Origin of the sequence: Mucilaginibacter sp. Mucisp86 (assembly GCF_047324315.1) — a bacterium.
In the GTDB taxonomy this organism is placed as follows: domain Bacteria; phylum Bacteroidota; class Bacteroidia; order Sphingobacteriales; family Sphingobacteriaceae; genus Mucilaginibacter.
This window is the reverse complement of the sequence record NZ_CP168503.1, coordinates 3718357-3739159: the sequence shown is the minus strand read 5'-3', so window position 1 is coordinate 3739159 and position 20803 is coordinate 3718357. Positions and strand designations below refer to the sequence as shown.

At 42.5% G+C, this 20803-nt stretch carries 14 protein-coding genes; 10 read left to right on the top strand and 4 right to left on the bottom strand.

Annotated elements, in window-relative coordinates; genetic code table 11:
* Positions 1–89: 89 nt before the first annotated feature.
* On the bottom strand, positions 90–1109 hold the full coding sequence (locus ACEN9X_RS15800; protein WP_413666055.1) for an aldo/keto reductase: 1020 nt from the start codon (positions 1107–1109) through the stop codon (positions 90–92).
* 304 nt (positions 1110–1413) lie between these two features.
* Here ACEN9X_RS15800 and ACEN9X_RS15795 point away from each other — a divergent pair, with 304 nt between their 5' ends.
* Together ACEN9X_RS15795 and ACEN9X_RS15790 are read left to right on the top strand one after the other, a co-directional pair.
* Positions 1414–1740, top strand: a complete 327-nt coding sequence (locus ACEN9X_RS15795; protein ID WP_413666054.1) for a hypothetical protein — start codon at positions 1414–1416, stop codon at positions 1738–1740.
* A gap of 643 nt (positions 1741–2383) precedes the next feature.
* The gene (locus ACEN9X_RS15790; RefSeq protein ID WP_413666053.1) at positions 2384–3994 is read left to right on the top strand and encodes a mechanosensitive ion channel family protein; all 1611 of its coding nucleotides are present in this window, start codon (positions 2384–2386) and stop codon (positions 3992–3994) included.
* Between the two features lie 443 nt (positions 3995–4437).
* Here ACEN9X_RS15790 and ACEN9X_RS15785 read toward each other — a convergent pair whose 3' ends face one another.
* Both ACEN9X_RS15785 and ACEN9X_RS15780 read right to left on the bottom strand, forming a co-directional pair.
* Positions 4438–5418: an acyl-ACP desaturase gene (locus ACEN9X_RS15785; protein WP_413666052.1), complete on the bottom strand. Its 981-nt coding sequence runs from the start codon at positions 5416–5418 to the stop codon at positions 4438–4440.
* Positions 5419–5473: 55 nt separating this feature from the next.
* Positions 5474–6547: a glycoside hydrolase family 5 protein gene (locus tag ACEN9X_RS15780; RefSeq protein ID WP_413666051.1), complete on the bottom strand. Its 1074-nt coding sequence runs from the start codon at positions 6545–6547 to the stop codon at positions 5474–5476.
* Between the two features lie 111 nt (positions 6548–6658).
* Between ACEN9X_RS15780 and ACEN9X_RS15775 the strand changes: the two genes are divergently transcribed.
* The 4 genes from ACEN9X_RS15775 (at position 6659) to ACEN9X_RS15760 (ending at position 13720) form a co-directional block, all read left to right on the top strand.
* The gene (locus ACEN9X_RS15775; protein ID WP_413666050.1) at positions 6659–8005 is read left to right on the top strand and encodes a sensor histidine kinase; all 1347 of its coding nucleotides are present in this window, start codon (positions 6659–6661) and stop codon (positions 8003–8005) included.
* Between the two features lie 12 nt (positions 8006–8017).
* The gene (locus tag ACEN9X_RS15770; RefSeq protein WP_413666049.1) at positions 8018–10105 is read left to right on the top strand and encodes a cellulose biosynthesis cyclic di-GMP-binding regulatory protein BcsB; all 2088 of its coding nucleotides are present in this window, start codon (positions 8018–8020) and stop codon (positions 10103–10105) included.
* Between the two features lie 196 nt (positions 10106–10301).
* Positions 10302–12155, top strand: a complete 1854-nt coding sequence (locus ACEN9X_RS15765) for a glycosyltransferase family 2 protein (protein WP_413666048.1) — start codon at positions 10302–10304, stop codon at positions 12153–12155.
* Complete coding sequence (locus tag ACEN9X_RS15760; protein ID WP_413666047.1) at positions 12152–13720, top strand: hypothetical protein; 1569 nt, start codon at positions 12152–12154, stop codon at positions 13718–13720. The genes ACEN9X_RS15765 and ACEN9X_RS15760 overlap by 4 nt, the downstream gene beginning before the upstream one ends.
* 329 nt (positions 13721–14049) lie before the next feature.
* On the opposite strand, the gene ACEN9X_RS15755 is transcribed toward ACEN9X_RS15760, so the two are convergent.
* Positions 14050–14442 (bottom strand): hypothetical protein, encoded by a 393-nt coding sequence (locus ACEN9X_RS15755; protein WP_413666046.1) that lies wholly within the window; start codon positions 14440–14442, stop codon positions 14050–14052.
* Positions 14443–14470: 28 nt separating this feature from the next.
* Here ACEN9X_RS15755 and ACEN9X_RS15750 point away from each other — a divergent pair, with 28 nt between their 5' ends.
* The 4 genes from ACEN9X_RS15750 to ACEN9X_RS15735 are packed head-to-tail and all read left to right on the top strand — an operon-like array spanning position 14471 to position 20792.
* Positions 14471–17269 carry a DEAD/DEAH box helicase family protein gene (locus ACEN9X_RS15750; RefSeq protein ID WP_413666045.1) on the top strand — a complete coding sequence of 933 codons (2799 nt, stop codon included), beginning with the start codon at positions 14471–14473 and terminating at the stop codon, positions 17267–17269.
* Positions 17270–17280: 11 nt separating this feature from the next.
* Positions 17281–19128, top strand: coding sequence for a restriction endonuclease subunit S (locus ACEN9X_RS15745; protein ID WP_413666044.1), 1848 nt, complete (start codon positions 17281–17283; stop codon positions 19126–19128).
* A gap of 58 nt (positions 19129–19186) precedes the next feature.
* Positions 19187–20344 (top strand): AAA family ATPase, encoded by a 1158-nt coding sequence (locus ACEN9X_RS15740; protein WP_413666043.1) that lies wholly within the window; start codon positions 19187–19189, stop codon positions 20342–20344.
* Entirely contained in the window at positions 20337–20792 is a 456-nt protein-coding gene (locus ACEN9X_RS15735) for a hypothetical protein (RefSeq protein ID WP_413666042.1), read from the top strand. The genes ACEN9X_RS15740 and ACEN9X_RS15735 overlap by 8 nt, the downstream gene beginning before the upstream one ends.
* Positions 20793–20803 lie beyond the last annotated feature (11 nt).

Genomic DNA, 20803 nt, shown 5'->3' with positions numbered 1-20803 from the left:
ATATGGCGTATAAGATTTCTCTTTCGCCTCAATGCTCGAGCCCGCCCTTGCTCTATCGAAATGACAATTTTTATAAATGACGCCTTTTTCTACCTTTTCTCCACCTTATCATAAAACCCGCCGAAGCTGTTCATTTTTACGGCATCCTCATTGAAAAAATCACCAGGAAAACCTAATTCAATAGCACTAACTTCATTGAGCTTTTTGAAATGCTCAGGGGTTAATTTGGTGTCAATGGCTTTGAGGTTATCATTCAACTGATCTATTTTAGTAGCGCCCACAATCGGGATGCAGCTAAAATCCCTGTCCATCATCCACTGCAATGCAACATGACTTTCGGATACACCCAATTCAGCAGCAATATCAACAACTGCTTCAGTAATAGTTTGCGCCCTGTTGTTGCGACGGTTGCTTTCGGCTTTTACACGCCCCTGCTCTCCACGCAGATATTTACCTGTTAAAGCGCCACCGGCCAACGGGGCCCACGGGGTAACCGTCATGCCGTAATGTTTCGCCATCGGGATCAGCTCACGTTCGGCAGTACGGGCCAGCAGGCTGTACTCCACCTGCAAGGCGATGAACTGGCTCCAGCCCATCAGTTCGGCAAGCGTGTTTCCCTTTGATACTATCCAGGCTGGCGTATCGCTAATGGCAGCATAGGTTACTTTGCCTTGTTTTATCAGGTCGTCCAATCCGCGCAGCACTTCATCAATCGGGGTTATGTTATCCCAAATGTGCAGGTAAAGTACATCAATAAAATCAGTCTTGAGGCGTTTAAGGCTTTCCTCAACACTCCGCATCATATTTTTGCGGTTATTGCCCGATGCATTGGGGTTGGTGGTATTATCTTTTAAAGTGTATTTGGTAGCAAGTACAAAATAGTCGCGATCGTGATTAGTCAAATATTCGCCGATGATCTTCTCACTGGTGCCCAGTTTATACACGTTTGCGGTATCAATAAAATTGCCGCCGGCATTGGCAAAGGCATCCATAATGGCAAAGCTGGCATCTTTTTCGGCTCCCCAGCCACCTTCGGTACCAAAGCCCATTGCGCCAAGGCACAGTTCAGAAACTTTAAGGCCCGAGCGGCCCAATAATTTGTAATTCATATGTAGTGATGTTTGGTGTGTTATTACTTAAATGTGTTATCGCGGGTGAAGTGTGACGTTTATAATGATGTAATGTAAGTTGCTGGTTATTGATTATATTTTTCAGAAGCGTTGCTGTTAATTGGGGCGTTCCCGTTAGCTAACGGGCCGGGCTTTCCGTTACAAGTCCTCGCTTTTCCAACCCTATCCCGACACACGCTGTGGGCTTTACACTGCAATCCCTAACGCTGGCCTGCGCACTATAACTTCAAACAATCCCCAGCTCTGTTTTGTACTATTTAATACATCGCTAATATACCAAATTATGAAAATCATCACCCTCCATACCGATATCGACATAAACCAATTATACCTCCTGCTTCATGAAAAGCTGAACCCTTTGTTTCATGAACAACGACAAAGCAAATTAAACTTCACGATTGAACGTAAAGATGAAATCGTTGAAATTTCGTTACCCGCTGTTTACGACGGCGTATTATTCAGCATCGTAATTAATGGTCACGAACTGTGGATAACCCGTAATGAGCATTATGTTGATGATGTAAATTCACTCACTGTCGAATCGATCATGAACGAGCTGTTCAGCAATATTGCCGGTGATTTGGGGACGGATTTGGTGCAGGAGGGGTAAATTTAACATAACGCATAGTTGACTCACCCGGTCTACGCTTCGCTGGACCACCCTCTCTATCCTTCGGATAAAGAGGGCAAGAAGCTGTTTAATTTAATGTTTTAAAATGTAGAGGCACATCACATGCGCCTCCCCCATGCAATTCCTGAAGTTAACGATTACAAAGCGGCTTGTCCTATAAGTTTAAGTTAACCCACAAATTGTTTGTCGTTTAATTAGCAAGGCGTTTTGTTTTGACCCTCTGGGGCAAGGGCTATTTCTATATATTTTTATGCTACAAACCTGTTCCCCCTCTGGGGGATTTTCTTAACTTAATGACATTGCCCAGAGGGGGGAAAGGTTTGTAGAAAATAACATAACACCCTTTCCCGAACCCCAGAGGGGTTCAACTTATGCACATTACCCAATTTCACTATTGATTTTGTGGGTTAACTTAAACCTATGAGAGACGCATGTGATGCGCCTCCACATAAAAACATCTTAAACAAAACAGCCTCTGAGAAAAATCCCCCTTCTTTGCGCTTGCACAGAGAGGGGTGACAAGCGAAGCGACGTCGGGGTGAGTTGGCACGTTGAAAGGTCAGCACTTTACAAAATCTTATTTCCGCCAAATATTTTTTAGCTTTAACAGAAAAACATCCCTATGCCTAAAATTTATAGCCTGCTCATCCTCTTTCTGTTTGCTGCATTTACCTCACAGGCACAAAAACTTCCCGCTAAAAACGGCGAACCGGTAATTATTAACCAGGATACCCTGTTTAAATTTTACGCCCCGCAGGGATTGTTTAACCCGAAAGAGCGCGCCGGGATTGTTACCCAGCGTATTAAGGCCCTAATGAGCCGGATAGATTTTAATCCCGATTCGCTAACCCTTAAAAACGACACTTCCGTATCGATAATAACCTATAACGGCCAGATGATCATGGGCGTTAACAATACCGATGCATCCTATTCCGAACTTAACCGGCCCCAACTGGCAGCAAGCTACCTATCCATATTAAAAAACAAACTGGGCAACGTTTTTGAAAGCAACAGTCCTAAACAATTAATGACCAACGTACTTGAAGCCGTTGCCGTCATTATACTGCTTATTGTACTGATTTGGGTAGTAAATAAAGGTTTCAGGTGGATAAAACTAAAAATCATACAGGGTTGGGAACGCCGTGTTGAAAAACTGGCAGACAAAGGCGCACCGGTAGCCTACGCCTCGCGCCTGCTTCAGTTTATCAGCGGACTGATCAATATTGGCCGGTTGCTCATCATCCTGCTGCTCGTTTACCTCGCTTTGCCGGTGTTATTTTATATTTTCCCTTCGTCGCAGCCTATTGCTACGCAACTCATCGGCTTTGTGGTTGATCCGTTGAAAAGCATCCTGCTGGCTGTTGTACATTTTATCCCCAACCTGCTTACCATAACGGTTATCTATCTGGTTACGCGATACATTGTAAAACTGGTAAAATTTATAGCCACCGAAATCGCTAATGGCGCCATCACCCTAAAAGGTTTTTACCCCGAATGGGCTATTCCAACTTACAACATCATCCGTGTATTGATGTATGCTTTTATGTTTGTGGTGATATTCCCTTATCTGCCAGGCTCGCAGTCGAAAGTATTTCAGGGGGTAACTGTTTTTATTGGTGTGCTGTTTTCGCTTGGATCATCTTCGGCAATATCCAATATGGTATCGGGCATTGTGCTCACTTACATGCGCCCTTTTAAAATTGGCGACCGGATAAAGGTTGGCGAAATTATGGGCGATGTCATTGAGAAAAACCTGCTGGTTACCCGGGTACGTACCATTAAAAACGAAGACGTAACCGTACCCAATGCTTCTATTTTAAGCGGCGCTACAGTTAACTATACCTCGTCATCAAAAACTTTAGGGTTGATATTGAACACCAGTGTTACCATTGGTTATGACGCGCCCTGGGAAACTATCCATAACCTGCTCATCAACGCTGCAGAAGCTACGGATGGGATCCTCGCTAATCCCAAACCCTTTGTACTGCAAACAGCGTTGAATGATTTTAACGTGAGTTACCAGATCAATGCTTATACAGATCAGCCCGATAAAATGGCTGCCATTTATTCAAGGCTATACCAAAACATACAGGATAAGTTTAATGAAGCAGGGATGGAGATCATGTCGCCGCATTTCACTGCAATACGCGATGGCAGCCATATCCAAATCCCGGAAAACTACGTTACCGATGGATATAAAAAGCCGGGGTATAAGATAGAGCGGGAAGAGTAAATGCAAATTGAATTGCGCTTGTTTTAACAGAAAAAAGATAAAAAAAGACGTCATTGCGAGTAACCATCAGGGAAATCCTGAAAAAAATCGTAATGACGTGCAAGATACTTTTTAGAGATGGTGCGCTGGGTTGCGTTAGGGATGGGAGCGGATACCGGCCTGTGGCTAAGGCCTTGTGCAGTATGAGCGTACAGCCCGGGCCGCAGGCAACGCCCATATTATAAAACTCACTCAAAGAAACACACTTAATAATCAATAACTTACGATCACGTCATTATAAGATACGAAGACAACCGACCGTAGGGAGCTCATTAATACCTATAAAAACAAATTATAATTATTAATAATCCCCGATTTCCAGGTCCGCCCTGTACAGCTCGCGATTGCTTCGTACCTCGCAATGACGCGTGGACAGAGTTCCTCTTTAAAATTTGATTGATCGGTTACCCGTTTATCCAGGTAAACTTGTACTCCAGCATTGGGTTTTTCATGCGCTCGGCTACACGCAGTAAGCGGGCCGGAAGGTTCATAACGTAATCGCGGGCTTTTTCGCCGGCTTCGTCCAAACCTGTTACGCTTTCAATATGCCAGTCGGTTATTAGTTCTTTCAAAATATCCACATAATCGATAGCGGTGTAAATACCTAAACGCTGTGCAGCATCGGTAAAATGGCCAAAAGTTTGACCAACCTTTAAACCAACCTCGCGCAGGAAGTGGGCAGGCATTACAATCTTTTTGCGCATCATATCTTCAAAAGCGATCATGGCTTCGCTTGGATCTACTTCAAATATTTTTTCGATAAAGTATTTGTAAGCTTTAGCATGACGGGCCTCGTCCGACGCAATTACACCACACATTTTTGAAAGCAGCGGATCGCCGTATTTTTTGGCTTGTGAGGCTACACGGCGGTGCGACACATTGGTTGCCAGCTCCTGGAAAGAAGTGTATATAAAGTTACGGTAAGGGTCATGACCGGTACCGATATCAAAACCATCTGAAATAAGGTATTGGGTTGAGATCTCCATCATGCGCATATCCACACGACCAGACAGGTACAGGTATTTGTTAAGCAAATCGCCATGGCGGTTTTCTTCGCCGGTCCAGTGGCGGGTCCATTTCATCCAGCCACCTTCTTCATTGTCAGATACACCTTCAACCATGGTAAGCCATGATTCGTAAGTAGGCAAAGCCTCCTCGGTAATGGTATCGCCAATTAAAACGGCAATCAGGTCGTACGAAAGGCCTGCGGCGCTTTCCTGCAATTCCTTAATCTCGGTAAAGAAAGAATCCCTTGAAGAATCGGGCAAAAAATCAGACGGCTGCCAAATGGTGTCAATCGGTTTCAGGTATTCATGTATTTTTTCTAACATGAACTTTTCGATGTGCACCATTACTTCTCTGCGCTTTTCTTCAAAAAATCTCATAACTGTATATTAGTGAGCAAAGGTAACTAAATTTGTAACATTAATAGTTAAATTTTCACTGAGCACTGCTAATTGCGTCTTTCATACACAAGGGTAAATTTTCAATAGCCGGGCTGCCGTTAAACAGCGAAAAATTACTGTTATAATCCCAAATCATGCCAGGAATATCGAGTTTCTTTAAAGCTTTGCGTACCGCTTTAATATACCGGCACCTGCTATCCGTATCGGCATACTTGTTGTAAACTCCATATTCGCCGCATATAACAGGAACATCATATTTCAACGCCCAGTTTTTTACAATTAGCAGTTTATCATTTATTGACTGTTCGTTACCATCGCGCGGGTACATATGGTAGTTACTTTTGCCGGCGGTATTTTTTGCTTGTGGATTAAGTGCAGGAAAATTTTCCGCATTGTATGGAAATGATACCCCGGTGGTAGCTACCTGGTCGCCCACCCAGCTTGCCCCCTGGTGGGTAAAAAAGAAAGGTTCGTAAAAATGAAAGGTGTAAATAATATTATCCTCGGCCAGCCTTTCAAACCTGCTTAACTCGTAGATACTGTTATAGTTTGATGCCCCTACAATAAGCGTGCGTTGCTTATCAATTTTACGGATTGCAGTTACAATATTGTATGCGGCATCCCTCCACACTTTGGGGCTGATATGGGGCGGCTCGTTATAGATCTCAAAAAACAGGTTATCGTGGCTTGCGTTTTTATACCTTTTAGCTATTTTTAGCCACAAATCAATTATCCGGGGTGTTTCTGTAAGGTAATTATTATCATTTAAGCTGCCGTAATGATAATCTATCACTAACCTAAATCCATAAGTATGGCATTGTTCAACAACTTTATCTACATAGGTAAATAGCTGCGCGGTTGTTGCCGGGCTAAAGGAAGTAAAAGCAGCCGGCAGCCTGATGCTTTTAAAACCCAATTTTTTGAGCAGCAGAAAATCGGGTTTTTTAAGGGCGTTTTGGGGCAGTGAGTTTTCGGCCCAGGTTTGTTCAAGCCATGAAATACTGATGCCATTGTTTAAACTTCGGGCACGTTTAAAAGCAGCAGCCCGGGCTTGCTGAGGAATTGGACGGCTTTTTGCAACAGGAGCAATTACTGTTAATAACAGCAATAACAAACCTGTTTGGATTATCGTATAACAAATATTTTTGTCAAGCAATATTTAACTGAATTAATTTAAACAGCGGCCTTAATTTTTAATTACAATTCAAGATAACAAATAATGTTTGTTCAAATTACTAAAGAAGAATTAATTAGAGAGACCTCAAAAAAGGCGTGGTATCAAACCAATAACATAATCTGGACAATTATATTCCTGTACCCTCTTTTTAGTATTGTTGATTTTATTTATGCCACAAACTTCTGGCTGCAGTTTTTCATCATCCGCATTATAACTATCCTTATTATATATGGCCTGTTCAGCTATTTTCAGCATAAACAGTTCAGTTACCGCATATTGCTGCATATAAGTTTCTTTATGCTTTCGGTAACGGCGGCGGTATTGTGCAACCTGGTAAACATCCAGTTTTTAACCATTTACTTTATGCTGTTTGCCACTACCCTGCTGTTTTTTAACCTGCAGGCCTTTTGGGAACCATTAAACTCCATTATCCAAACCTTAATGGCATTGTTGCTGCTTGCTATTTTCTTTAACCTGCTAAGCGAATACAATCTCGACCTGGTTTTAAGCAACGGCGGGCAAATCTTTTTTATCATTGCCGGTATCTCCTGCCTGATCCCCAGTGCAAGGTATAAAGTGATCCAGCGTGAAGTGCGCTCGCAGATCATGATCGAAAAATCAAACGAACAGCTTAAACAGCAAAACAAGGATATCGCCGAAAAAAACAACCTTATCGACCTGCAATATGAGCAGCTCCGCAAACTTGACAGCCAAAAGAACAGCTTCATCAATATTGCCGGGCACGATCTTAAAAACCTTATTGGCTCTATTGTAATGAGCAATAACATGATCAAGGAGGAGGATTTCAGGCTCAGCAATGATCAGAAAGAGTTTGTTGGCTACATCTCCGAATCGGCCGATAAGATGCAGTACATGCTTAACAAGCTGATGGATGTTAAGGAGATCGAATCGCCGGATATGAAGTTCAACATGGAGATCTTTGATATCAACGTTGAAGTGATGCATGTTTTTAAAGGCCTGTATGAAACGGCTCTCATGAAAAACATCCACCTCATTGATAATGTCCTGAAGCTGCCCCTCAACGTAAGGCTTGATAAGGTGTTTACAGGCCAGGTGTTCCAGAACCTGTTATCAAACGCTATTAAGTTTTCGCAAACCAATAATAGCATTAAGGTGGTAACCAGCCTGCAACGTCAGCGCTTTGTTTTTGAGATCATCGACGAAGGTATAGCAATAGGCCAGCAGGAGCTGGAAATGATGTTTAACAAGCTTAAAACCCTTAACGATACATCGGGCGTTACCGAAAGCCGCTTAGGTTTGGGTTTATCAATTGCCAAGCTCATGACCCAGGAAATGGGCGGCGAGCTCAGCTATCGCAGTGATGACAGCGGCAATTATTTCAGAGTAGAATTTTACGTAATAAATTAATATTTATAATCAATGAATAAGTTTTTTACCTTATTAGCCTTTATTCTATTATTCAACACGGCTTCGCAGGCACAGGGCAACAGCATTGTATCCTTCAAATCCTATGGCCATGAAGATGACGTGGTATACGGCATGAGCGGCGCTATTTCATTTTACTTCAAGATAACTCCTTTGGTTGAAATGAATGGCAGTAAACTGGTTTTGTTTTTTGAACCGTCGCAGGCATTGATAAAATCGCATTCATACATTAACCTGGTTATTAATAATAAACCGGCATACAGCAGCCGTTTAGGCCCCGATTCAATCCAGAAGATCACCCTTAACCTGAGCCGTGCCGATCTGAGCCCCGACAAGTTCCTGAAAGTACAGATCAAAACCCTGCTCACCATTACCGATGATCAGTGTAAGGATCTGGATAACCCGGCTATGTGGTTAAAGATCAAAAACTACTCCTACCTGTCGTTGGTTAAAAGCAATAAAAACTTTTTTGATAACGTAAATATCAGCAACTGCTTCGATTCAAAAAAAGCTATCGTTTATCCTTCAAACCCAAGTCTGCATGACCTTAAGGCAGTAGCCTGGGCTTATTCGAGGTTAAAAAAGACCCAAACACGTGAAATTGCAGTTTATGAAGAAAGCAAACTACCCGACAGTGTTCGTAACTACATCAGGGTAGGTGCCATTGACAAATTACCTGCCGATGCGCGTGCATTGGTAAAAGTTACCCCGCAAGCTAACCAGGGCTTATTTTATCTGCACAAATCGGTAAGCCTGCTTACAGATACCATTGTGCATATGGTTGATGTAAAAGGCCGGTTGGTACCGGTTAAAACCGTAACGCAGGAGCAGTCGCCCAAAGAGGTATTGTTTATTACCGGCGGCGATGATACAGGCTATGAAAAAGCCATCACCGCACTGGGCAACATGAACGTGCTTAACTCAACCTATGGCGATTACCTGCTTATTAATAAGGCCGAAAACACCTTCTTTAAAACTATCGACGAAAACCGTTCAAAGCTATCATTAAAACAAATTGGTGGCGTGAGCGACTTCCTGTCGGGTATTGGTTCGTTAAAAAGTGCTTACAGCTTTAAGAACAGCGATTTTAGCTTCACCCCTAAAGAGGTGGAGATCCGTTTTGTTGCCAACTACAGCGGCCTTGCCCCTGGCGACCGCGGTTTTTTCAACATATATCTTAACGGCCTGCTTATCAGCAGCGAAAAACTGGATGCATCGGGCAAGCTGAACAGCAGTATCACCATTAACCGTTATCAGCACCATAAATACAACACGCTGGAGGCCGAATTCAGGTTTTACCCTACCAACGGTAACTGCCGCAACAGCTTCACCAACTTTTTTGCCGAGGTTGACGTTGATAAATCATACCTCGAATCAAAAAACCCTTTCATTACCAGCGACCTGAGCTTTTACCAGTATCCCGAGGCATTTAACAAGGGCACAACCAAAATTGTAGTAAGCGAGGAATACGCCAAATATGCCGCCGGTGCTATGGGCGAGATCATTTACGAGCTTAACAATAACATCAACGCCAATAACTTCCCCGAGTTTGTTTACTCGAAAGATTTGAAGCCAATTGATCTGAAGCAAAATAATATCATAGCCCTGTTATCAAAAGATGATAAAATACTTAAGGAGTTTCGCGATGCCCCTATCCAGTTCGACAGGAACTTCAGGCTTTACAACACTGATAACAACCAACCGGTTTATTCCCTTTCGGATACGGTATCAAACGGCCTGGCGCAAATTTTTTACGGAGTAAGCAATAATGCAACTTTAGTGCTTACTGCTACCGGCACGCATGTTTCCGAAGCTTTTTTGGCAGTATCCAAATCCATTACCGAGCAGCTTTCAACCCTGTCGAGCAATGTTTGTATCTCGGATGTTAACTCAAACAAATACCTGTTTAACATCAACAAATCCAGCGAAAACCTGGAGTACATTGATACCAAGAGCGGCCTTACCCGTTTCTGGGACAGCTATAACCTGTACATTTTGTTAGGCATCCTGATCCTGATCCTGCTTTCGTTCCTGTATGTACGTTCAAAAGTTCAGAAATCGCAGGATTTGTTTAACGATTAAAACCTCACCCTGCCCTCTCCAAAGGAGAGGGTTTAAGTAAAATGAAGTTAAAGTCCTCTCCTTTGGAGAGGATTTAGGTGAGGCTAAGGCATCATCATAAATACAGTGACAAACCGGAGCCCTCTCTGGAAAGAACTTAAAAAAAGCTCCCTCTCCTTCGGAGAGGGCGGGGGGTGAGGTTATTTAAACACCTAATATGGATACATTGAGTATTTCAATTCCTGATATTTTGGTTGCCGACGGTTTTATTTCGCCGGCCGACCAGGAAAAGATCCATGCTTTTTCGGAAAGATCGGGTATGTCATACCTTAAAATAGCCCTTAACTTCGGCTATGTTTCCCGCAAAAACTATGAACGCTCATTAGGCAACGCCGGTTACCAGTTTGCCGAAATCCGCAGTGAAGCCTTCGACCAAAAAATCCTCGACCAGGTTGACCTTAAATTTGCCAACGACCAGCTGGGCCTGCCCCTCCGCATCGAAAACAATAAAGTGGTTACCATCATGGCCGACCCCAGCAACACCCTTTTCCTTGATTTTGTAAGGTTTACTTACGACCTGGAACCCGAAGTTATCGTGGCATCCGACCTGGAGATCACCTGGCTGAGCCACAAGCTTACCGGGCAAAAATATGTTAAGTCGTCCGTTTTTGAGCTCCTTAAGCGCGACCCTAAAAGCTCCGCCTCAACAACCTTTACCGCACCGCAGCTTGCTTTTATATTTATTTTGTGGGGCCTTACCGCCGTTGGCCTGTTCCTTAACTTTAAAACCGTATCCATCGGCATTAACCTGGTCATTAGCTCGTTTTTTTTGGTGGCTATTATCTTTAAGCTGTTCCTGGCATTGGTGGGTTCGCGGTTCGAGCTGCACCAGGCCGTTACCAAAAATGACCTGCGGGCTATCGTAAACGATGAGCTGCCCGTTTATACCATACTGCTGCCTGTTTATAAGGAAGATAAACTGATTAAAAAACTTATCTGGAACCTGCAAAGTCTCGACTATCCGCGCGAGCAGCTGGATATCAAACTGCTTATTGAGGAAGACGACAGCAAAACCCTCGGCGCAGTAAAAAACCTCGACTTCCCCGCCGTGTTTGAAGTTATTGTGGTGCCTTTCCACATGCCTAAAACCAAGCCCAAGGCCTGTAATTATGGGCTGCATTTTTCGAGGGGGCAATACCTTACTATTTACGATGCCGAGGATATCCCCGATACCGATCAGCTTAAAAAAGTAGTGGCCCTGTTTCAAAAGCTGCCCGAAAATTATATCTGCATCCAAAGTGCATTAAACTACTTTAACCGCAACGAGAACTTCCTTACCCGGATGTTTACCCTCGAGTATTCGTACTGGTTTGATTATATGTTGCCAGGTTTGGATACGCTGGATATCCCCATCCCGCTTGGCGGCACCAGCAACCACTTTAAAATGGATGTGTTGATTGAGCTTGGCGCCTGGGACCCCTTTAACGTAACCGAAGATGCCGACCTTGGCGTACGTGCCTATGCCAAAGGTTATAAGGTAGCCATAGTAAACTCCACCACGTACGAAGAAGCCAACAACAACTTCTGGAACTGGATCCGCCAGCGCTCGCGCTGGATCAAAGGTTACATGCAAACCTACCTGGTGCACATGCGCAACCCCGCGGCCCTTATTAAAAAGATAGGGGTTCGCGGTTTCCTGGGCTTTAACTTTTTCATCGGCGCTACATCGGCAACATTCCTCATTTACCCGGTGCTGCTGCTTATTTTTATCTGTTACCTGATATTTGATTTTTCAACCATCCGCAATCTGTTTCCTGATTGGGTGCTGTTCATGTCTATATTCAACCTCATGGTGGGTAATATCCTCATGATCTATATTAACATGATGGCCGTGTTTAAACGCCGCTATTTCGAGCTCATTTTGTTTGCCATAGCCAATCCCGTTTACTGGCTTATGCACTCGGTGGCGGCTTATATGGGCCTGTACCAGCTTATCACCAATCCGTTTTACTGGGAAAAAACCAATCACGGTTTAAGTAAGGTTAATAACCCCACAAACGTCATTAAATGAAAATTGCCAAAAGTACATACCTGTTTATATTTACCCTGGTACTGGCAGCCTGGTACCTTTTCATTGGCATCTACCTTAACCAGCTGGGCTATTATAACCAGGAGAGCCTTTTTTATATCGAAAAAACAAAAATCGTGTTCGAGGGGCTGGGCAACCGCCTAAAGGTGATGGGCCTCACAGCGCCGCTGCTGCCTTTTTACTCGTCGCTTATATTTTCGTCGGTAAACAGTTACCTGGCCCCGGTAATAGCATCGGCACTGGGTACGGCAGGCTTTTTCTACCTTATTTCGCGCTCCTTCCTCATCCGTGTTAAGGATGATTTTTACCTCATTATGGTAGCCGTGCTGTTTGTGCTGCATCCCGGTATTATTTATATGGCCTGCTCGGGCAAAGCCATATACCTGGTGGTTATTTGTGTATACCTGTTTTTCCTTAACCTGCTCAAGTTTTACCGCTCAAACACCACGTTTCACATATCCATAGCCAGTATGTGTTTGGTAACGCTTATTTTTTGCGATTACCGTTTTATCTGGCTTACGCTGTTCTTTATTCCGCTGGTACTTTCAATAACGCTGGCCAGCCTTAACCTGGGCGAAAAGGAATCCATCTTCAGGCTGTTCATGAGCTTTAACAGTCCGTCGTTAAGGCGTAAGCTCATTAATAAAACCTTTGCCATTTACATCATCCTGTTCATCCTCCCCGTAGTATCGCTCATTTGCTACAAGCTGCTTAACCAAACCCACGCCAGCGACTACAACTACTTTATGGAAAGCCCGCTGGCCACCTGGAACGTACTGGTCGACAAGCTTAATTACGATACCACCGTAACCGCCGTAAACTACCAGCTGCCTGAGCTCAGCATCCTGGTATCATTAAGGGTGATTTATTTTTGTCCGCTGATACTGTTTGGCCTGTACCTGCTGCGCGAAAGCACTTACCACGTGCTAACCGTTATTACCCTGTTTGCCTTTGTGGAGTTTTTGCATATCAAGTATGATAAGCTGTTCCTCACCTATCAATATTATCTTATATTTTTATTTGTGGCGCTGCTGTGTATCATATTTAAGGTACATACCATCAAAAATAAGCTGGCCGTTAAAGTGGGCCTGGCCTGCGTAATTGTACTGCAACTGTACACCGGCTACACGTTTTTAACAAACTCGCTCATAACCGACGAACGCCGTTTCATCACCACCCTTAACCGACTGGAGCCCAATGCCGATCAAAGCGAAAGCAAGGAAATAGCGGCCTACATCAACAGCCTGCCCGATGGTACGCACATCCTCATGGACGATGCCGTATCATACCCCATTGTTGCCTTTACCAATAATATCAAAAAGCTAACCCTGCCCTACCAGCTCGACTCGTTTCTATCAGCCATTGAAACCCCCTATAAATATGACGACTATATCCTGGTAGCCACCGCCAAAAACCCCTTTGCCGGCTACACCCAGCTCAGCGACAAATATATCCCCGAAATCCGCCGCCTCAACAGCGGTGTAAACTACAAACGGGCGTATGAAACCGACGGCTGGATTTTGTATAAGGTGGTGACGTTGCAGTAGTTTTTTCAGTGGGCAGTTTGCGGTTTGCAGTGGGCAGTTGTTTTTTTAGCGGCAGTGATAGTAGCAGTGGACAAAAATTCCCCTCTCGAGAGGGGGCGCGGTGGAAATGCGCGGCAGCAGGGGTGTGTTTATACGCGCGATAAGCTGCATCATGGTTAATTAACATATAAACAAACACATTCCATACGCCCCTCCGGAAAGGTAACCCTGAGTACGCATCTTTTCAATTTTATCATCAATAAAAAAGAATGTCATTTCGACGAACCAGGCCTGGGATTTGTGCGCCGGAGCTGAGCAGAAATCTTATACGCGCCGCTTTTACATTTAGTTTACACGCGCGATGGGGAAACGCCTTGATCAGCATCCGGCTTAGACAAGTAATCAACATGCCCCTCTAAATCGTCATCCCGAACTTGTTTCGGCCCCCCACAGGACAAGTAAAACGCTTTGCCCTGCACACGGTTTAGCAAATGAGATGTTGAAACAAGTTCAACATGACGAAAAAAACATCCCCAAAACCTTAAATCCGAAATCGAAAATCCCAATTCCGAAATCAAAACAATGGCGTTCCCGTTAGTTAACGGGCCGGGCTTTACGCTGCAAATCCTCGCCCCGGCCTCCGCGCGAAGGCCTGTGCGGGCTGTGGGTTTTCCGCTGCAATCCCTAACGCGGCCTGCGCTCAGGGCCGTATTATTTTCAATATCGCTATTTATAAAAATCATTATATATTTATAAATCCTAATTTAGCTAATGAACCAAAATCCTGAACAGATAGCCCGAGATCATATTGATAAGCAATTAGAAGCTTGCGGCTGGATAGTACAGGGTAAAAAACAAAGTAATATTAGTGCGGGCATTGGCGTAGCCATAAGAGAATACCAAACCGAAACCGGCCCTGCCGATTATATATTATTTGTTGACAAAAAACCGGTAGGCGTTATTGAAGCTAAACGCGAAGACGAAGGTTATAAGTTGATTGTTGCCGAAGAGCAATCTGCCGAATACGCCCAGGCCAAACTTAAATACCTTAATAACGATCCTCTGCCTTTTGTTTATGAAAGCACGGGCGAATTAACCCGCTTTACGGATTATCGCGATCCCAAACCCCGGTCGAGGCCTGTGTTTACCTTCCACCGACCCGAAACTTTTCAACAGTGGATAAAGGAAGGTCGCACTTTGCGCAGCCGCTTACATGATACGCCGGTTTTGGAAACCGATGGACTGCGCGATTGCCAGGTAACCGCTATAACCGGGGTTGAAAAATCATTTAAAGAAAACCGGCCCAAAGCCCTCATACAAATGGCTACAGGATCGGGTAAAACATTTACGGCGATATCATTTATTTACCGGCTGCTAAAATATGCCAAGGCCAAACGGGTTTTATTTTTGGTTGATACTAAAAACCTTGGCGAACAGGCCGAGCAGGAATTTAAGCGTTATCAGCCACAGGATGATAACCGTTTATTCCCCGAGTTGTACGGTGTTACCCGCCTAAGTAGTTCATTTATTCCTAATGATAGCCAGGTTTACATCAGCACTATACAGCGCCTCTACTCCATTTTAAGAGGAAGCGAGTTGGATGAGCGCGACGAAGAGCAAAACCCGAACGAAAAAAAGTGGATAGCTAAAGAACCCTTGCCTGTCGTTTACAACGAAAAAACGCCAATGGAGTTTTTTGATTTTGTGGTTATTGATGAATGTCACCGCAGTATTTACAACCTTTGGAAACAGGTGTTGGATTACTTTGATGCCTTTCAAATAGGCTTAACTGCCACACCTGATAACCGTACCTTTGGTTATTTTAACCAAAACCTGGTTTGCGATTATGGCTATCAAAAAGCCGTTGAAGATGGCGTATTGGTGCCTTATAACGTATTTGAAATTGTAACTAAAATAACACAGCAAGGCTCAAAAATTGAACTTGGCGAATACATAGGCAGGCGCGAAAAACTTACCCGCAAACAATTTTGGAATACGCTTGATGAAGATGTAGAATACAGCGCCAAACAACTGGACGATAAGGTGGTTAACCCGAACCAGCTTCGGTTAATTATTAAAGCAGTAAAAGAGCAATTGCCGGTAATGTTTCCCGACAGGGTTACCCCCGCTACTGCCACTGCGTCCGAAACTTTCGAGGTGCCTAAAATGCTCATATTTGCTAAAAGCGATAGCCATGCCGATGATATTATTAATATCGTACGTGAAGAATTCGCCGAGGAAAATAAGTTTTGCAAAAAAATAACCTACCGCAGCGAGGAAGATCCGAAAAGCATTTTGCAGCAATTCCGTAACAGTTACTACCCGCGTGTTGCCGTTACTGTTGATATGATAGCCACCGGTACCGATATACGCCCGCTGGAAGTTTTGCTATTTATGCGGGATGTAAAAAGCAAAAGCTATTATGAGCAGATGAAAGGCCGGGGTACACGTACCTGCAGTATTGAAGAATTAAGATTAACCGGCACACCGGCAGCCAAATTCACTAAAGATCATTTTGTTATTATAGATGCCATTGGTGTAGAAAAAAGCCAGAAAACCGACAGCCGCCCTTTAGAGAAAAAGCCGGGTTTATCGCTAAAAGAAGTGATTGAAAGCGTATATATGGGCAACACCGATGAGGATATGCTCACCACGCTGGCTAACCGCCTCATCCGTTTGGATAAACTGATCAATGAAAAAGAAAAAATAGCTTTTGCTGAAAAGGCAGAAGGCCAGACTATTACCCATGTGGTTAAGCAACTGCTTAATGCGCATGATGCCGATACACTGGAGAATATGCGCCGCGAAATTGACAGGCAAATGTCCGGCGCGGCACCTGCTGATAAAGAAGCTGCCTTTAATGCTCAGCATAACGCCTTAATTGAACAGGCAACACAGGTGTTTAACAGTTTTGAGCTACGTAATTATATTATTGATATCCGTAAACAGTACGACCAGGTAATTGACCACATTAACCCCGACGAACTGTTAAACATAGGCTGGGTAAAGGACAATACCGCGATAGCCGAGGGCTTGGTGCAGGATTTTAAAACGTGGATAGAGGATAATAAAACTGAGATAACCGCCCTTCAATTATTTTACGGACAACCTTACCAAAGGCGTACGCTTACGTATAAAATGATCAGGGATTTAGCCGAAACCATAAAAGTAAGTAAACCCTTATTAGCTCCGCTAACTATATGGCGCGCCTATGCTCAACTGGAAAAAGTGAATGACCAACCAAAAAATGAATTAATAGCCTTAGTTTCGCTGCTTCGTAAAATAAGCGGGATAGATGAGAGATTGACAACCTATGATAAGATGGTTGACATTAACTTTCAACAATGGGTATTTAGCAAACAGGCCGGTGCGGCTGTTAAATTTAACGAAGAACAGATGCAATGGCTGCGTATGATTAAGGATTATATAGCATCCAGTTTTCATGTAGAACAGGATGATTTTGAGCTTGACCCTTTTAACAAGCAAGGCGGACTGGGTAAAATGTGGCAACTGTTTGGCAATAATACCGGCGAAATAATTAATGAATTGAACGAAGTATTAGCGGCATAATGGATAAGAATATGGAATTGCCGGAAGGATGGAAGATTGTCAATTTAGGTGATGTTGCAGATTATTTAAATGGCCGTGCGTTTAAACCAACTGAATGGGAAAACACAGGCTTGCCAATAATCCGAATACAAAATTTAAATAAGCCTAATTCAAATTATAATTACACCAACAAAGCTTTTGAAAACAGGTATAAAGTTGTAAATGGCGATCTCTTATTTGCTTGGTCTGCCTCATTAGGTACCTATATATGGAAAGGTAAAGATGCTTGGCTGAATCAACACATATTTAAAGTAATTCCTAAAGGGAATTGTGATAAGCTCTTTTTATTCTACACGTTAGAAAATACTGTTGCTGAACTATATGGAAAAGCTCATGGGTCGGGTATGGTGCATATTACTAAGGGGAAGTTTGAAAAAACAAAAATCTTTTTACCACCGCTTATAGAACAACAACAAATCGTTCAAAAAATAGAAGAGCTTTTCAGCGAACTTGATAAAGGCATTGAAAATTTAAAAACAGCACAAGAGCAACTTAAGGTTTACAGGCAGGCTGTTTTAAAATGGGCTTTTGAGGGTAGGTTAACAAATGAAAATGTTAAGGATGGGGAGTTGCCGGAGGGGTGGAAGTGGGTTAGAATTACCGATTTAGTATCCTCTGAAAAGAACTCATTAAAGGCTGGTCCATTTGGATCCTCTTTGAAAAAAGAATTTTATGTACCAAATGGTTATAAAGTCTATGGACAAGAGCAGGTCATTAGCGGTAATCCATTTATGGGCGATTATTTTATTGACGAAAGTAAATATCAAGAGTTACTTTCAAACAAAGTAAAAGTTGGTGATATATTAATAAGCTTAGTTGGTACAGTTGGAAAGGTTTTGGTTTTACCTGAAAATAGTAAAGAAGGAATAATTAATCCGCGGCTTATAAAAATAACATTAGATCAATCTAAATATATACCTCAGTTTTTCAAATATTACTTTGAGAGTTCGACCGTAAAATCACATTATAGCTCAAAAGCACAAGGAACTACAATGGACGTTTTAAATCTGGGGATAATAAAAACCATTCCATTTCCGTTTTGCTCGACAATCCAACAAAAGAAGGTAATTTTAGAAATAGAAAGCCGTCTAAGCGTCTGCGATAAAATAGAAGAAACTATAACCACCAGCCTGCAACAAGCCGAAGCCTTAAGGCAAAGCATTTTGAAAAAGGCTTTTGAGGGTAAACTGGTAAAAATTGATAAGCAACGTGAAGAAGCTAAGATAATTTCAATTGACAATAATGATAACTGGCAACGTAAAGTATTGGCGGGCCATATCATTTATGCATTTCAAAAAGGTGGTTATATCGGGCGTACCAAGCTTCAAAAAATATTATACCTGTGCGAACAGCACGCCCAGTTGGATTTTGATACCCATTATATAAAAGAGGCGGCGGGGCCTTTGGATTCAAGATTTTTGTACGCCTTTTTAAACGAGGGTAAGCAAAAAAACTGGATTAACGAAACGCCCGTAGGTAATGGCTTTAAATATGAGCCATCAACATCGATATCTGAACTTACAATTGATTATCCTAAGTACTTCCGTTCAAATAGTGACAATATCAATTTTGTTATCAAACTGCTCAGAGATACCGACACAGATACTGCCGAGCTGATAGCGACAGTTTACGCCGTTTGGAATAATTACATCATCAAAAAACAAAAACTTGATGATACACTCCTGACAAAAGAAGTGTATGAATGGGACGACAGCAAAATCAAATTTAATAAAAGCCTTATAACATCTACCTGGCAATGGATGAAAGAAGCCGGATTAGTACCTGTAGGCTTCGGGACTGTAATTGATAAACGGGCATAATAAGGTAAATGAGTAAAATACTTTATTACTCGTTATATTTGAACAACAAGGTTTGTAAATGGATAATATAAAAATCAAGTCGTTAGGCCCCATCAAAGAAGCTGACATTAATTTCGGTGACCTGACTTTATTTGTAGGGCCACAGGCAAGCGGCAAAAGTATTTTACTGCAGTTGATTAAATTGCTCAACGACAAGGAGAATATTGAAATTACGTTGGGACAATATGGATTTATTTGGGGAAACAATGAACAAGATAACTTAGACAGGTTTTTTGGCGAGGGAATGTCTGGTATTTGGACAAACGAAACCAAAATAGAATCCGATGGAAATCCATTCCCAATTGATTTTCTGTTACCAGAAAAATTAAAAGCCTTAACGGATTTCAGAGATCGCGTATTCTACGTCCCGGCGCAAAGAGTTATTTGCTTGAATTATGGTTGGCCGAGGTTTTTTTTAGATTTTGAAGATTCAGTTCCGTTTGTTTTAAGAGAATTTAGTGAGACCCTTCGACAATATTTAGATTCCGGATTAAAAGACGACGAAAGTTCCATATTTCCGCAAACTGACTTTTTAAAGTCACAATTGAATGACTCTTTCGATCAAAGTATATTTCATGGCGGCAAAGTAATTATTGAAAAGACGGCAAAAAAAAGGCTTAAGCTAAATATAAATGACGTTAGTTTACCATTTATGACCTGGAGCGCCGGTCAAAAGGAATTTATGCCTTTACTTTTAAGCTTTTACTGGCTTTGTCCACCAAATAAGTTTGGCAGGCGTAAGGGGATTCGATATGTCATTATTGAAGAACCGGAAATGGGATTACATCCCCAAGCCGTAAAATCGGTAATTCTTCAAATGATGGATTTATTAACAAGAGGGTATAAAGTAATCGTGTCAACGCATTCGCCGGTGCTACTCGAGTTTGCATGGGCTTATAATTTCCTAAAACAGTCTAAAGCTAATAGTAAAGCGTTTGATCAACTATTTGATTTAAAGCAAACCGACCAGACAAAATCCATTTTTGAGGGAGAATTAAAAGACAAAATCATTAATACATATTATTTTGAGCGGTGTAATAATGAAGTTTCCGTAAAAGACATCAGTTCATTAGATGCCGGGAGCGAAGATATTTCAATTTCCGAGTGGGGAGGGCTATCCTCATTTAGTGCAAAAGCCAACGATATTGTATCAACAATAGCTGCTAACAATGGCTAAAACGGATAACGTGTATAAGAAGGCTGTTGAAGCAACTCTCGATATTACAAACTGTTACCAGCCAGGTTTATTGGCATTAGGCGCAAATAGTACCAAGATAAATCCTGTTAATACGCGTTTATTAAACGGAAGTGTTGATATTGATTCGTGTACAGCCACTAACTATCCAAATGCAAACCGTTGGGATTACAGCTTTGGCTATAATGATAAAGCTTATTTTATTGAAGTGCATCCCGCCAATACAAGCGAGGTTGACGTCGTAATAAAAAAGCTTGAATGGTTAAAAACATGGTTAACGAATAACGCTCCGAGGCTAAATAGCCTTAAAGCTGATTCGCCTTATTATTGGGTACAATCTGGCAAGGGAGCAATATTGCCTAATTCAAAACAGGCAAGAAAAGTGGCACAGGCTGGAATAAAACCAATTCCGTTGTTACGATTATCTTAAAAAAAATTTCA